The following is a 13,158-nucleotide window of genomic DNA, read 5'->3' as shown; positions in this document are numbered from 1 at the left end:
GCGACTGTTGTTTAAAAGACACCGCGGGGGGCGCGCCGGGGGCGCCCGCCCCCCGGCCGAGCACCGCGTCGAGGAGGTTCCCGTACGCGGTGACGGTGGCGGTGCGGTGCCGGGCCGTCTCGGTGACCGCCCGGGCGAACAGGGCGCCCCAGCACTCCCACTCCCCCTCCGCACCGGCGACGACGGCCTCGTCGTGCTCCGCGCGGTGGGCGTCGACCCAGCCCTCGACGTCGAGCAGCAGGCCGGGCAGCAGGCCGGCGCCCACGAGGTCGCACTGGGCGAGCAGGCGGGCGGTGCGGCCGTTGCCGTCGGGGAACGGATGGACGGTGAACAGCCGCAGCATCCCGAACGCGGCGGCGTCCAGCGCCGGCGAGGCCGTCCCCACGGCCCAGCGGTACCAGCGCTCGACGTGGCCGTGCAGGGCGCGCCCCGGAGCGACGGTGACGGCGAAGCGCTGCCCGTCGGGCCAGATGACCCGTGCGGGGGCGCGCCGGAAGCCGCCCGGGCCGGGGATGCTCGGATCGCCCGCCACCAGCATCCGGTGCAGATCGGCGAGCGCGTCCGGGGTGAAACAGGGCCGCCGGCCGGGCCGTTCGCGCAGTTCGTCCCGTACGGAGGCGACGGCGAGCAGCCCGGCGGCGGTACGGCCCTCGGCGGCGTCGGCGAGCCGCTCGGCGAGCAGCGCGGGAGCGGTGGGGTCCACGTGCCGCACGTGCAGCCGGGTACGGATCCGGGGGCGGTGGAAGAGGTCGGGATTTCCGAGGTGCGCGGCGGTGGCCGCGGTCAGGGCGGCCAGTGCCCCGTGGGCGCGGGCCCGGTCCGCGGCGGGTACGCACTCGGCGTCCGGCGGTGGTACGACGGGACGGATCCGCCGTACCACCGCGGTGGCGGGGGCTGCCATCAGCAGCCGTGTACCGAGATCACGCCGGTGGGCGCGGTGACGTTGACCGCCTGGGTGCTCTGGCCGGCGCTGCTCGTGGTGGTGATCGCGTAGACGTTGGTCTGCCACTCGACGTACACGCCGATGCTCTGGCCCGGATTGACGCTGGTGTGCAGTCCGTAGGACTTCTCCACCGCGGTGTTGAGCTCGGTCCCCACCTCGGCCTTGAGCGCGGCGGACAGTTCGGCCGTCAGGCCCGCGTTGACCTTCACCGACACGTTGTACTTGATGTTCTGGTCGATCCCGAGGACGGTCTGGCCGGTGTTGCGGACGCACTTGAACTGGTCGTCGATCGCCTCCTCCCACTTCGCGCCCTGGCTGACCACGATCGCGGTGGTGTGCGAGCCGCTCCCGCCGCCGCCCCCGTACCAGGGCTGGCCGCTGTGGTCCGACTCGGGCGGGATGTGCCCGATGACGACGATGGGGTCGTTGACGTTGTCCCAGGGGTCGCAGCTCGTGTAGCAGTCGGCGGCGAACGCCGCCTGGGGCACCACCAGGGCGGGTACGGCGGTGAGGACGGTGACGCCGAGTGCGACGGCACTCAGCGCGGTCTTGAGCTGCACGGTCTCTCCACGGGAGGTGAGTCGGGGTGGGGCGCGCTCCGCGCGCCCCCGTCGTGGGAGAGTCTGCTGGCGACGGCGCCGGCGGGCATCCGTAGGTCTACGCAAGGCGGCTACGCAACCGGGGGTCCGAGCAGTCGGGAGAGGGCCACCCGCGAGGAGACGCCGAGCTTGCGGTAGGCGCTGCCGAGATGGGTGTCGACGGTCCGGGTGCTCAGGACGAGTCGCTCGGCGACCTGCCGCGAGGACAGCCCGGTGGCGGCGAGCTCGGCCACCTCGCGCTCCCGGACGCTGAGCGCGGCGAGCGGATCCGCGGTGCCGGGGCCGGGGCTCGCGGCGACGAGTGCGGCCCGTGCCCGGGCGCCGTCCTCGCAGAGCCGCAGCGCCCCGCACGCGCGCGCGGCTTCCAGGGCCTCGTCGAGCGTGCCGAGGGCCACCGCGGGGCCGTGCGCCACGGCCAGGGCCGGGGTTGCGGCGATCAGCGTCCAGGCCCGCAGGACCGGCATCCGCAGGGCGGCGAAGGCGCGGGCCGCGTCGAGGGAACGGTCGGCCGCCCGTGCGGGATCGCCGTGCGCGAGGGCGAGTGCGGCGGCTGCCCGGTCGGCCTGTGCCTGCTGGAACGGTGTCCGGCCCAGGCGCTCGGCGGCGGTGTCGGCCGCGCGGGCGGCGCGGGCGGCGGTGGCGAGGTCGCCGCACTGGGCCGCCGCGGTGGTCATCAGCGCGAACAGGGAAGTCCGGGAAGGGGGTTGGAGCAGTTCGAGTTCCGGTCCGCCGCCCTCCACCAGGGTGCGCAGGCAGGAGGCCGGATCGCCGCCCAGCAGCCTGGCCACGGCGAGCAGGCCCAAGGCGGAGCCCGCCCACCAGCCGGTGCCGGGGACGGTGGCCCGCAGCCCCGCCTCGGCCAGCTCCACGGCCTCGGGGGTCCTGCGCCGCGGGGCGGCCCACAACAGTGCCGAGGCGCGCAGGGCGATGGCGAGGCCGGCCGCGTCCGGGGCGCCGATCTCCCCCGCGAGCCGCTCGGCCTCGCGCGCGTGGTGCTGCGCCGTGTCCAGGCGGCCCGCCCACTGGTCCAGGATCGACAGGCCGAGCAGCTGGTTGACCGCGATGTGTTTGTGCGCGCCGCCGCCCGCGGTCGCCAGGCCCCGGGAGAGGTGGCGGCGGGCGTCGGCGAAGTGCTCCACGTACAGCTCGGCGCAGCCCAGCAGGGCCAGTACCTCGGGGGCTCGGCCCGCCACGGTGTCGGGGCGGGAGTCGACGAGCCGGGCGTACCGGGCGACTTCGGGAACGGCGCGCGTGAAGTCGCCGACGTAGCTGTCGCAGAAGGCGGCCAGGACACCGAACGCGGTGCGTCGGTCCTCGTCCGCTGCGGCGACGGCCCGGGCGGCCTCGTGGGCGAGGTCGCGGACCTCGGCGGCGGTACCGCGCAGGGCGTGCAGCAGGCCGTAGTCGAAGACGAGGTCACCCGTCTCCGGGGGCAGCGGCGCGGACAGCGGCCGGGCCAGTGCGTCGACGACGGTACGGGCCGCCGCGTCGGCCTCCTCGTACCGGCCCAGGAGGCGCTCGATGCCGACCCGCACCGCCAGTGCCTCCGTGCGGAGCCGGCCGGGCAGGGCGCCGGGGGTGCGCAGCAGCTCGTGGGCGAGGGATCGCGCCTCCTGTGGTCGGCCGGCGGCGGTGAGGGCCCGGCAGCAGTCGAGGGCGAGGCGGGCGCGGGCATGGCCTCCGCCGCCTTCGGCGGGTGAGTACGTGAGGGTCAGGCGCAGCCAGCGGGCGGCGGTGGCGGGTTCGCGGGCGAGGACCTCTGCGGCGCCTTCGGCGAGTACGCGCAGGACTCGTACGGGGTCGGCGGCCGCGGGCAGCACGTGTTCGGCGTGCCGGGCGCGGGCGGCGGCCCCGGCGCCGCGGGCGTCGAGCAGGGCGAGGGCGCGGCGGTGGGCGTCGTGGCGCAGGCCGGGGTTCATCCGGTGGTGCACGAGGTGTCCCAGTACGGGGTGGCGGAAGACGAGGGCGCCGGCCGGTCCGCCGGAGCGGATCAGGTCGGCGGCGGCGAGGGCGCCGAGGGCGGCGGCGGTGCGGTCTGCGGGGCACCCGGCCACGTGCGCGGCGTCGCCGGGGTGAAAGGGTTCTCCGAGGACGGCGGCGGCGGCCAGCACCTCGGCGCAGTCGGCCGGGAGGGTTTCGAGTTCGGCGAACACCGGTGCGGCGGCGCGCAGCAGCGGGCCTGCCGCCGCATCGGACCGTGTCGGCCACTGGTCGGGGTCGTGGCCCGCCGCCATCAGGACGCGCAGGGCGCGCGGGTTGCCCAGGGAACCCGTGGCCAGCTGCTCGGCCGGCCCGCAGCCGCCGGCCAGGGAGGCGATGGCCGCGGCGTCCAGCGGCGCGGGCTCCAGGCGGAGGAGGTGCCCGGTGTGCGAGGCGTCGTCGAGGGCGGCGAGCAGGGCCGGCGGGGTCTGTCGGGGCCGCAGGGCCAGAGCCAGGACCAGCGGGCGCCCGGCGCATTCCTCGGCGAGGAGCTCCACGAGCCGGGCCGAGGCGGGATCCGCGTGGTGGAGGTCGTCCAGGACGAGAACGCTCCCGCGGCCGCCGTCCCGGCGCGCGCATCCGTCGAGCAGTGCGCGTAACAGCTCGCGGTCGGCGGCGGTGTCCCACGGCGGACCCGCTTCGGCTGCGGGCGGGCGGGGGGCGGCGGCCGCCGCCGGGGCCGTGGACCGTATCCAGGCCTCGCGGAAGACCTGGTACGGCTTGGCTTCCCGGGAGCGGGCCCGGCCTCGCATTACCGTGGCACCCCGTTCGACGGCGAGCTGCGCGAGCAGGTTCAACAGGGCGGTCTTTCCGGTGCCGGGGTCCCCCGCGACCTCCAGGACCGTGCCACGGCCCGCACCGAGGTCCTCGACGGCCCGGACGAGCGCTGCGGTCTCCTCCCGCCGCCCCGCCAACGCCGGTGTGTCTGACACGGCTGCCCCCCTCCGCGCCCCGGAGGGCGACTGCGGGGAATGCTAACGATCTTCACAAGAAGGTGACAAGAGACGAGAACCGTACGAAGCGCCGCCCCCGCCCGCCGCGGCAGGCCACCCCGCGCCCGCGGCCGCATCCGCATCGGAATCCGCATCGGAATCCGTACCGCATCCGCATCCGCATGCGCGGAAGATCCGGTCCCGGGCGCCGGTCACGTCGTCCTCCGCCTCCGGTGCGGTGCCGGCGGTCGCCCGCCGTCCAGGCGGCCGCCGGCACGTGGACACCGGTCAGCGGTGGCGTCGGCCCCAGCTCTCGGTGTCGACCGTGCGGCCGCGGTCATCGCGCAGCGTCGCGGTGTCGGCGCGGTTGTCCCAGACGTAGTCGCGGCGGTTCTGGAACAGGTCCGTGCGGGTGTTGCGGCCGGTTCCGGTGTGGACGCGGATCGTGGCCCGGCCGTTGATGCGGACGTTGTCGAAGCGGTAGCGGTTGCCGTCCTCGCCGCGCAGGGTCCAGCCGCGGAGGTTGATGCCCTCGCCGGTGGTGTTCTTGATCTCCACCCACTCCCCGTTCAGCGACCGGTTCGAACGGTCGTCGCGTCCGGGGCTGTCGGCCTGGACCCGGCTGATCTCCACCCTCGGATGCTGCCGCTTGCCGTGGTCCTGGGCGGCTGCCGGCAACGCCGCGGCGCCGACGACGGATCCGGCCACCAGCACTGCGGCGGCGATGCGTCGAACGGAGGAGGAAACAGATGCCATGGTGACGCTCCCTCAAGAGCAGTGTCCCGCCGGCCGAAAGGGGCGGCGAGGCGCTGTGGGGTCCCGGCCCGGAGCGAGCCGAGGGCCACACTCTCGACCCCGTACCCACCCCGCTGCAGCCCCACCGGGCGGCGGTTACCGGACACGGACATTCCCGTCACGGTCGCCTGCACACCGCACACACATCGGTCGGGCGTGGCCCTGACATCAGGTGCCCGCTACACCCACCCGCACCGCCGACGCCGTACCGGAACGACACGCTCCGGCGCACCACCGGGCGCATCCACCCACCGCCTCACCCACCCGGAGCAGCGGATCGAGTAACAACCGTTCTCCGGAATTCTTCGCACCCGCGTCTACATCAGCACAAACCTCCGAGCCCGGGCGCGGCGGACTCCAGGTGCGCAAACCTGGCCAACGACCGGTTCCGGGGCTGGGACTTCGGCAGGCCGTCCTCGGACGCCGACGACGTCCGGGGCGACGGAACCGGGGACGACCCGCAGAGCGCCGACGGGGTGGCCCGCGAAATGACGCACGGCATCACCGGCATGACCGCCGGCCTGGATCCGGGCGGCGAGGCCGGCGGCCTGAACGAGCCCACGAGTGACGTCTTCGCCACCCTGGTGGAGTTCTCGGCGAACAGCGGCGAGGACCGGCCCGACCACACGATCGGCGAGGGCCTGCGGCGGAGCACGGCGGTGACGGGCATCGGCAACGAGAAGGCCGGGAAGATCTGGTACCGGGCGCCGACCCGCTGCGTGGTGCGGCTGCGGGCGGACCGGGTCATCCGCCGAGGAAATCCGTCGTGGTCGCCACGAACCGGGGAGCGTCGTCGATCCAGGGACAGTGGCCCGCTCCCGGTTGCACCACGAGGGTGGCGTCGGGGAACACTCCCGCGAACTCGGCAGCCGACGCGGGCGGGCTGTTGACGTCGAACTCTCCGGTGAGCAGGAGGACGGGGCTTGCACAGGCGGCGAGCGCCGTACGCGTGCCCTGCGGGTCGAAGGCACCCTCGGCGCCGAAGAGGGCGACGGCATCCTGGTTGCCCGGCCGGGCGGCCGCATGCCGCTCCCGCGCCGTGGCGTCCCACCGGCCCCAGAAGAAGGGCGCAACGGCCTCCCAGTCGCTGCCCGTGCCCTCGGTGATCGCCTGCAGCGCTGCGAACGCCGCCGGGAACCACGGCTCGTCCTTGCGCAGCAGTGCGACCTCGCGCCGCATCTCCCCCGTGATCCCCACCCCCACGGCTCGGGTGCCGGGGCCGACGAGGACGAGTTTGCCGGTCCTTTCCGGGTGCCGGGCCGCGTACTGCGTTGCGATGTTCGCTCCGGCGGAGTGCCCGAGGAGATCCATCCCGGAAAGGCCGAGGTGGTCGCGCAGCGCCTCGACGTCGCCGACCAGGCGATCGCAGCGGTAGGAGGAGGTGTCCTCGGGAACCGCGGACCGGCCGGTGCCGCGAAGGTCCAGGAGGATCAGCCGGCGGTGCGCGGCCAGGCCTCCGAGGTCGCCGAGGTAGGCGGAGTCGGCTGGACCTCCCGGTACGCAGACGACCGGGTCGCCCTCGCCGATCACGCGGTACGCGAGCTGGGTTCCGTCAGGTGCGCAGAAGGTGGGCATGACACGGATCCTGTCAGCTATAACCCGGTTGTACAACCTGGTTATCCCGTGGGGATCCGGGGCCGAGACGCTCACCGACGACCAGGCCGGACGTTTCACGTAGCCGTGAGGGAGCAAGCGCCGATCAGGGGATCCGGTAGAGGAGGTTGGTCGCATGTCGGGCGCGAGCAAGAACGACGACGTCGTCGCGGTGATCCTGGAGGACCACCGGACCATGGAGGAGCTGTTCCGCCGGATGCGGAGCGTGGAGGCCGACCGCGCCGCGGCGCTGGCAGAGTTTTCGGCGCTGCTCATCGCCCATGGAGAGGCGGAGGAGAGCGAGGTGTACGGCGCGCTGAAGCGGTTCCGGGACATCGAGAACGAGGAAGTGGATCACGGGTCGGAGGAGCACGCCGAGGGCAACGAAACCCTGCTGAAGTTGCTCGAGGTGGAAGACGTCGGGTCCGAGGAATGGGACGAGCAGCTCGAGGAACTGGTCAAGGCGGTCACGCACCACCTCGACGAGGAGGAGCGGACGATCCTCAACGGCGCGCGGGAGAACGTCCCGGACGAGCGCCGGGCCGAGCTGGGCTCGGCCTTCCTCCGGGAACGCGAGCGGCAGCTCGCCTCGGACTGCGGCAGCATCGAGAACGTCCGCAAGATCGTCGGCGGCTGAGCGCGGGAGCCCCACCCGGGACGGGCTACTCGGGCGGGGTGGCGATCTGGATCAGGTTGCCGCAGGTGTCGTCGAAGACGGCCGTGGTGACGGGGCCCATGGCGAGGGGCTCCTGGGTGAAACGGACACCGAGGCCGCTCAGGCGCTCGTACTCGGCATGCACGTCGTCGACGGCGAACTGGGCGAGGGGGATGCCGTCCTGGACCAGGGCGTCACGGTACGGCTTCACGGCCGGATGGCCGGCGGGCTCCAGCAGGAGTTCGGTGCCGCCGGGCTCGTCCGAGGCGACGACGGTCAGCCACCGGTGCTCCCCACCCAGCGGGACGTCGTGCTTCTTCACGAAACCGAGGATCTCGGTGTAGAACCGCAGCGCCTTGGCCTGATCATCGACGAAAAGGCTGGTCAGGTGGATCCTCATGGGGCGTTCTCCTTGGATTCGGACGAGGCGGGCGGCGACGGCCACCGCTCGGCGATCTGCCGCAGCGGGTCGGTGTTCAGGTCGTGGAACTTGTAGCGGCCCTCCCGCCGGGAGTCCACGAGCCCGGCCGCTTCCAGCACCGCGAGGTGCTGGGAGACACCCTGGCGCGAGATGGTGAGCCGGTGCTTCATGCTCAGCCGGGAGCAGATCTCGAACAGGGTCTGGCCGGACCTCTCCACGAGCTCGTCGAGAATGATGCGGCGCGTGGGATCGCCCAGGGCTTTGAAGAGTTCGTCGGCCACGCCACCACCATAGGCAAGCTGCGACTTGCCTATCAAGTCGCCACGCTCCATGGCCGGGGACCTTCGGCGACACGGCGGTGAACGAGCTGCCCGGACCCGAGGACGGATGCATGCTGAAGGCGGGGGCGTCGCGGACTCCGCGTTGCCCCCGCCGGCTTTTGGAGGCCTTGCACATGCTGGTCACGCACACGCTCGACCGCAGCACGCTCAGAGTGAAGGTCCACAGGGACCTGGACATCACCAACCGGGCGGCGGCTGCCCTGCAGATCGAGGCGCTCGTCGCGGCCAACCGCCCGGAGCGGGTCATCCTGGAACTGCCCACCGCCGAACCGGCCCCCGCCACGCTCAGCGCCGTGGCTCGCGCGCAGCGGATGTGCCGCAGCCTGAACGTCGCGTTCACCGTTACGGGAGCGCACGTCCGCCTCCAGGAGACCCTCGGCCAGGATCCGGCGCGGCGGCTGGACTCAGGGGCGCGCCGCCGGCGCTGACCCGGTTCCGTTCAGCCCCGGGCCAGTGGGAGCGCCCGGCGCCGTCGGCACCCGGCGCCGCGTCATCCGGGGAGGTCGTGAACGGACCCGGGCCGGTCGAGGCCCGGAATGTTGCACCTGTGGCGTGCCGCTTCCTTCGTCCAGGCGGGGACGGGGTCGACGAAGTACTGGACTTCACCGCGGCGGTAGGCGTCGAGATCCCGTTGGAGGGCGGCACACCGGCACTGATCGGAGGGGGCGGCGGTCGCCGCGGCGGGTGTGAGCAGAAGTCCGCCGACGGCAAGGGCGGTGGCGGCGGCACGAAGGCCGCCACGAGGAATGCGCTTCATCGAGTACGAGGACGAGTACGACATGTTGTCCGGGCCGGCGGGCGGCCGGCACCGGCCTCCTTCCGCAGGACGGTGAGCGGGCGCCCAACGTACTCCCGGACGGCCCTCGCCCTCCGCGGATCGGACGCGAATGGCCGACACGAGTCCCTCGCCCCCGGGGAGGTGAGGACGCCCCGGCGTTGCGGCCGGGCCGTCAGAACCAGGCGGCTTCGCGGAACGCCTCCGAGGGGCCGGACGGGTGACCTTCGCTCCCGGTTGGCCGATGCCGGTTCCTCGTGCGGCCGCTTCGTACGGAGGGGTCGGCGAGGGTGGTGCGATGGTTCGCGGCTCGTCGTGGGCCGCCGTCGTCTTCGGGAGTGTGAGTCATGCGCCGTACCGTGCCCGTCCTGCTTGCCGCTGTCGCCGTGACCGGGGCACTCGCTGCTCCCGCTGCCGCGGCGGATCCGACGCCGATCACCTCGCCGTACGTCCAGGCCGCCGCAGACGTCTCCGCCACCGGTGTGCTGAGGCGGGCGAAGAACATCGACTGGGTGCGCCACGTCGACACCGGCCGGTACTGCGTGAACGTCAGCGACCAGGTGAACGTGGCGTTCAGCATCGTGCAGGTCGAGCTGCCCAACTCCAACCGCCGCAGTTTCAGCACCGCTCCCAATCCCGTCTGCGGCGCGAACACCGTCACGGTCTTCACGTACGACCTCAAGGGGAGCTACGTCGACAACCCCTTCACCGTCGCGGTCCTGTGAACGTACGGGCCGCGGGCGCAGCGGACGCGTGAGGTGCAGGTGTAGGTGCAGGTGCAGGTGCAGGTGCAGCGGCTCAAGCTCTCATGTTCCTCAAGTGGCGGGACCACCCTCTCCCTCTCGATGAGAATGGCGGGGAAACGGGGGTGGAGGACATGGGATATCTCGTGGTCGTGGCGATCGCCTTGATCGTGATACTCATCGCGGCGGTCCGCGACCGGAACAAGCCGCCACGGAAGCGCCGCGGCAGTTCCTGGGGCGACGGCGGAGGATTCGGCTGCGGCGGCGGCTCGTCCTGCGGGGGCGGCTCGTCCTGCGGGGGCGGTGGCGGAGACTGACGCTTCCGGCCGCCCCTCCTGGGTGCGCGAGCAGCAACTCTCCCGCGGGTGTGCAGTGCGGCAGGGCGAAGCGGACGAGGGGCTCGAACGGCTTCTCCGCGGTGGACGTCCCGGAGTCGAGATGTCCGTAAGGCTGCCGCCGGTGCCGGTGAGCTCCGGCAAGGCCTCGGTCAACGAGGGCGACGGCCGGTTGCCGCGCCCCACCGGCATGTCGCCGTACCGCACGTGCGGATGTCGGGGTGGGCTCCGGCCCAGTTGCCGAGCCCGTACCCGGAGGTCATGCACAGCAGCCGGCCCGCGGGGGTGACGGCGACCGCACCGTCCGGAAGCACGGCCGGGGTCGGTCCGTCGTCCTCGGGTACGGCCGACGGGCTGCCGCCCGGCACGGCCTGTCCGGACAGGCGGTGGCGGTGGGCGTCCCGGCGAGGCCGTAGCGGGTGAGGCGGGTCACCGCGGGGGGCGTCCCGGCTGGGGCGATCGCGTTGCTAGATTGTTCGGCGGCCCGGTCCCCAGGCCCCGGACGAGATGCGCCGTACCCGGTCACGCACGACGACGCGCAAGGCACCGCCCCACCGGCAGGTGCCGTGGCGCTGTCCGGCCCCGGGCGGCGTTCCCGTGTCGTACAGATGGGCTGACCACATGACCGTGCCGCTGACCCGCACCCTTTACCGGACGACCGCCCACGCCAGTGGGGGCCGCACCGGTTCGGTGCTCACCGATGATGGTCGTCTCGACGTCCGTCTGGCGCCGCCGCGCAAGAACACGCCCGGTACCACCAACCCCGAGCAGTTGTTCGCAGCCGGGTTCGCCGCCTGTTTCACGTCTGCGCTGGCCGAGGTCGCGGCCGAGTTCGGGGCGGACGCCTCGGCCGCGCGCGTCGCCTGCGAGGTGCAGCTCGGTACCACGGACACGCCTGCGGGCTACGGTCTCGCGGTCGGCCTCACGGTCTCCCTGCCGGGGTGGAAGGCGGCCGACCTCCTGCCCCTGCTCCACCGGGCGGACGCCGTCTGCCCCTACTCCCAGGCGGTCCGCGGGAACATCGCGCTCTCGCTGCGGGCCGTGGACGCCGGCGCCGATGCCTGAGCCGCTCCCGGCCCGGGAGGGGCAGGGCATCGCGCCGCCCGAGCGGGGCGCGTGGCTGCGGCGCGGCATCAGCCGCAACGGCGGGCCCCTGGTGGAAGACCGCGAGGTGGTGTGGCTCCAGGCCGGTCCGCACTTCGCCGACAGCCGGGGTTTCGCGGGCGTCACGACCTTCGACGGCTCCCGTGTCCGGTTCCACCACCTGGAGGGCGAGCCCGGCGAGGACACGGGCGCCTTCCGGTGGGAGGGTGCGAACCTGATCGAGTGGGGCACCAACCCGGACGGCAGCACGTTCCTGGAGGTCTGGACCCCGCTGCCGGGCGCCGAGGGCGACACCGGCTCCTGGACCGGTGCCGGCTACCGCGTGGTGCGCGTCGGCCGGCATGTCGTGCACGTCGATTCCCGTACGGGTACGTACTGGCGGACGTGACCGGCGACGGCTACTGCCTCCGCACCGCGGGCGGTCAGTGGTCGCCGGCGGTGGCGAAGTCGGGCAGCTCGGTGGAGAGCAGGTGGTCGGCGGCGCCGTCGAGGAGCCGGGCCGTCTCCGTCGAACGGGGGAGCATGGTCCTCTCGTAGGCGTGGACGGCTTCGGCGACGGTGTCGTGGCGGGCGAGGGCGAGGGCGAGTTCGCAGGCGTCCAGCATGGCCAGGTTGACGCCGACGCCGAGCGGGGGCATGAGGTGGGCGGCGTCGCCGAGCAGGGTGACCGTGGGGTCGTGCTCCCAGGTGTGCGGGACGGGCAGGGCGAAGATCGGGCGGTTGACGTAGGGGCCGTCGTTGTCGGTGATCAGCCGGCGCAGGCGGGGCGACCAGTCGCCGAAGCGCTCCATCAGGAGGGCGCGGATGCCGTCGGTGTCCTGGGGGGTGAGGCCGGCGCCGGTGATCCAGTCGGCGGGGACGCGCTGGATGACGTAGACGCGGATGTGGTCGCCGCTGTTGCGCTGGGCGAACAGGCCGCGGTCACCGTCGGCTGCGGCGGCGCTGCCCTGGCCGACGAGCGCGGCGATGTCGGGGTGCCGGGTCTCGACGTCGTGGAACCAGGCTTCGAGAAAGCTCACGCCGCTGTAGCGGGGGGTGGCCCGGGAGATGGCCCGGCGCACCGTGGACCAGGCGCCGTCGGCCCCGATGACGAGGTCGGCTTCGAGGGTGGTGCCGTCGGTGAACTGCAGCCGTCGAGGGCCTTCGGCGGGGCCGCCGACGGCCTGCAGGGTGTGGCCCCAGCGCACGGTGCCGGGCCGGAGCGAGTCGAGGAGCAGGTCGCGCAGCTGACCGCGGTCGATTTCCGGCTTGAACCGCTCGCCCTCCTCGGGGACCTGGTGGAACAGCATCGCTCCGGCCGCGTCCATCTGGCGCATCTCCTGCCCCTCGGGCCGGGCCAGTCGGAAGAACTCCTCCAGCAGGCCTGCTTCGCGCAGGGCGATCTGGCCGTTGTCGGCGTGCAGGTCGAGGGTGCCGCCCTGGTCGCGGGCGTCGGGGCCCGCGTCACGGTCGTGGACGGTGGCGGTGATGCCGTGCAGCTGCAGGATGCGGGCGCAGGTCAGACCGCCGGGGCCGGCGCCGATGATGGCGATGCGGGGCGCGGGGAGGGTGTTCATGGGGGTGGTGCTCCGTTCGTTGCCGGCAGCAGTGCCGGGAAGAGGGGCGGCGGGAGGGGCCCCGCAGCCGCCGTTCCAAAAAAGCACACTCACCCAATAAGTGCAACGACTCAACTTTTGAAGCGAGTGAACCGAAGGAGTAGGGTGTGGGCATGCCCAGCACCACGCCCGGCCCTACGCCCGGCCCTACGCCCGGCACCACGCCCAGCGCCACGACCGGTCCCCCGCCTGCGCCGACGGGGCGCCGCGAGCGCAAGAAGGCCGCAACCCGCCGGGCCATCGCCGACGCCGCGCTGCACCTCTTCCTGGAGCGCGGGTACGACGAGGTCGGCATCCGCGAGATCGCGGACGCCGCCGACGTGTCGAACACCACGCTGTTCAAGCAC

At 73.4% G+C, this 13,158-nt stretch carries 15 protein-coding genes, 1 pseudogene and 1 riboswitch; of the genes and pseudogenes, 7 read left to right on the top strand and 9 right to left on the bottom strand.

Annotated features, from left to right (window positions below; translation table 11 throughout):
- The 4 genes from ACFXA3_RS17780 to ACFXA3_RS17765 form a co-directional block, all read right to left on the bottom strand.
- On the bottom strand, positions 1 to 901 hold a 901-nt coding region (locus ACFXA3_RS17780; protein WP_385187760.1), incomplete at its 3' end, for a Fic family protein.
- A complete protein-coding gene (locus ACFXA3_RS17775) occupies positions 901 to 1,503 on the bottom strand; it encodes a DUF6426 family protein (protein ID WP_385187759.1) in 603 nt (200 codons plus the stop codon). The genes ACFXA3_RS17780 and ACFXA3_RS17775, both read right to left, overlap by 1 nt.
- 110 nt (positions 1,504 to 1,613) lie before the next feature.
- Positions 1,614 to 4,454, bottom strand: coding sequence for an AAA family ATPase (locus ACFXA3_RS17770; RefSeq protein ID WP_385187757.1), 2,841 nt, complete (start codon positions 4,452 to 4,454; stop codon positions 1,614 to 1,616).
- Between the two features lie 288 nt (positions 4,455 to 4,742).
- Positions 4,743 to 5,210: a lamin tail domain-containing protein gene (locus tag ACFXA3_RS17765; protein ID WP_385187755.1), complete on the bottom strand. Its 468-nt coding sequence runs from the start codon at positions 5,208 to 5,210 to the stop codon at positions 4,743 to 4,745.
- A gap of 527 nt (positions 5,211 to 5,737) precedes the next feature.
- Here ACFXA3_RS17765 and ACFXA3_RS17760 point away from each other — a divergent pair.
- Positions 5,738 to 5,839, top strand: a pseudogene (locus ACFXA3_RS17760) (hypothetical protein); the annotation flags it as partial.
- A gap of 154 nt (positions 5,840 to 5,993) precedes the next feature.
- Here the strand turns inward: ACFXA3_RS17760 and ACFXA3_RS17755 are convergent.
- Positions 5,994 to 6,824 (bottom strand): alpha/beta fold hydrolase, encoded by an 831-nt coding sequence (locus tag ACFXA3_RS17755; RefSeq protein WP_385187753.1) that lies wholly within the window; start codon positions 6,822 to 6,824, stop codon positions 5,994 to 5,996.
- A 154-nt stretch (positions 6,825 to 6,978) separates the two neighbouring features.
- Here ACFXA3_RS17755 and ACFXA3_RS17750 point away from each other — a divergent pair, with 154 nt between their 5' ends.
- The gene (locus tag ACFXA3_RS17750; protein WP_385187751.1) at positions 6,979 to 7,479 is read left to right on the top strand and encodes a hemerythrin domain-containing protein; all 501 of its coding nucleotides are present in this window, start codon (positions 6,979 to 6,981) and stop codon (positions 7,477 to 7,479) included.
- A 25-nt stretch (positions 7,480 to 7,504) separates the two neighbouring features.
- Here ACFXA3_RS17750 and ACFXA3_RS17745 read toward each other — a convergent pair whose 3' ends face one another.
- Entirely contained in the window at positions 7,505 to 7,897 is a 393-nt protein-coding gene (locus tag ACFXA3_RS17745) for a VOC family protein (RefSeq protein ID WP_385187749.1), read from the bottom strand.
- A complete protein-coding gene (locus ACFXA3_RS17740) occupies positions 7,894 to 8,199 on the bottom strand; it encodes an ArsR/SmtB family transcription factor (RefSeq protein WP_385187747.1) in 306 nt (101 codons plus the stop codon). Before ACFXA3_RS17740 ends, ACFXA3_RS17745 begins: the two co-directional genes overlap by 4 nt.
- Positions 8,200 to 8,372: 173 nt before the next feature.
- Between ACFXA3_RS17740 and ACFXA3_RS17735 the strand changes: the two genes are divergently transcribed.
- Complete coding sequence (locus ACFXA3_RS17735) at positions 8,373 to 8,687, top strand: hypothetical protein (protein ID WP_385187745.1); 315 nt, start codon at positions 8,373 to 8,375, stop codon at positions 8,685 to 8,687.
- A gap of 62 nt (positions 8,688 to 8,749) precedes the next feature.
- On the opposite strand, the gene ACFXA3_RS17730 is transcribed toward ACFXA3_RS17735, so the two are convergent.
- Positions 8,750 to 9,040, bottom strand: coding sequence for a hypothetical protein (locus ACFXA3_RS17730; RefSeq protein ID WP_385187743.1), 291 nt, complete (start codon positions 9,038 to 9,040; stop codon positions 8,750 to 8,752).
- 341 nt (positions 9,041 to 9,381) lie between these two features.
- Between ACFXA3_RS17730 and ACFXA3_RS17725 the strand changes: the two genes are divergently transcribed.
- From ACFXA3_RS17725 to ACFXA3_RS17715, 3 genes are all read left to right on the top strand, one after another.
- On the top strand, positions 9,382 to 9,759 hold the full coding sequence (locus ACFXA3_RS17725) for a hypothetical protein (protein ID WP_385187741.1): 378 nt from the start codon (positions 9,382 to 9,384) through the stop codon (positions 9,757 to 9,759).
- A gap of 831 nt (positions 9,760 to 10,590) precedes the next feature.
- A riboswitch (guanidine-III (ykkC-III) riboswitch) is annotated at positions 10,591 to 10,653 on the top strand.
- Between the two features lie 80 nt (positions 10,654 to 10,733).
- Entirely contained in the window at positions 10,734 to 11,177 is a 444-nt protein-coding gene (locus ACFXA3_RS17720) for an Ohr family peroxiredoxin (protein WP_385187739.1), read from the top strand.
- Positions 11,170 to 11,604: a hypothetical protein gene (locus ACFXA3_RS17715; RefSeq protein WP_385187737.1), complete on the top strand. Its 435-nt coding sequence runs from the start codon at positions 11,170 to 11,172 to the stop codon at positions 11,602 to 11,604. Before ACFXA3_RS17720 ends, ACFXA3_RS17715 begins: the two co-directional genes overlap by 8 nt.
- A gap of 34 nt (positions 11,605 to 11,638) precedes the next feature.
- Here ACFXA3_RS17715 and ACFXA3_RS17710 read toward each other — a convergent pair whose 3' ends face one another.
- Positions 11,639 to 12,772 carry an FAD-dependent oxidoreductase gene (locus ACFXA3_RS17710; protein WP_385187735.1) on the bottom strand — a complete coding sequence of 378 codons (1,134 nt, stop codon included), beginning with the start codon at positions 12,770 to 12,772 and terminating at the stop codon, positions 11,639 to 11,641.
- Positions 12,773 to 12,924: 152 nt separating this feature from the next.
- Between ACFXA3_RS17710 and ACFXA3_RS17705 the strand changes: the two genes are divergently transcribed.
- The coding region (locus tag ACFXA3_RS17705) for a TetR/AcrR family transcriptional regulator (protein ID WP_385187733.1) at positions 12,925 to 13,158 on the top strand (234 nt) is incomplete at its 3' end.

It is taken from the genome of Streptomyces sp. NPDC059456 (assembly GCF_042750055.1).
Taxonomy (GTDB): domain Bacteria; phylum Actinomycetota; class Actinomycetes; order Streptomycetales; family Streptomycetaceae; genus Streptomyces.
The sequence above is the reverse complement of the archived record's forward strand: the minus strand, read 5'-3'. Positions and strand labels throughout refer to the sequence as shown.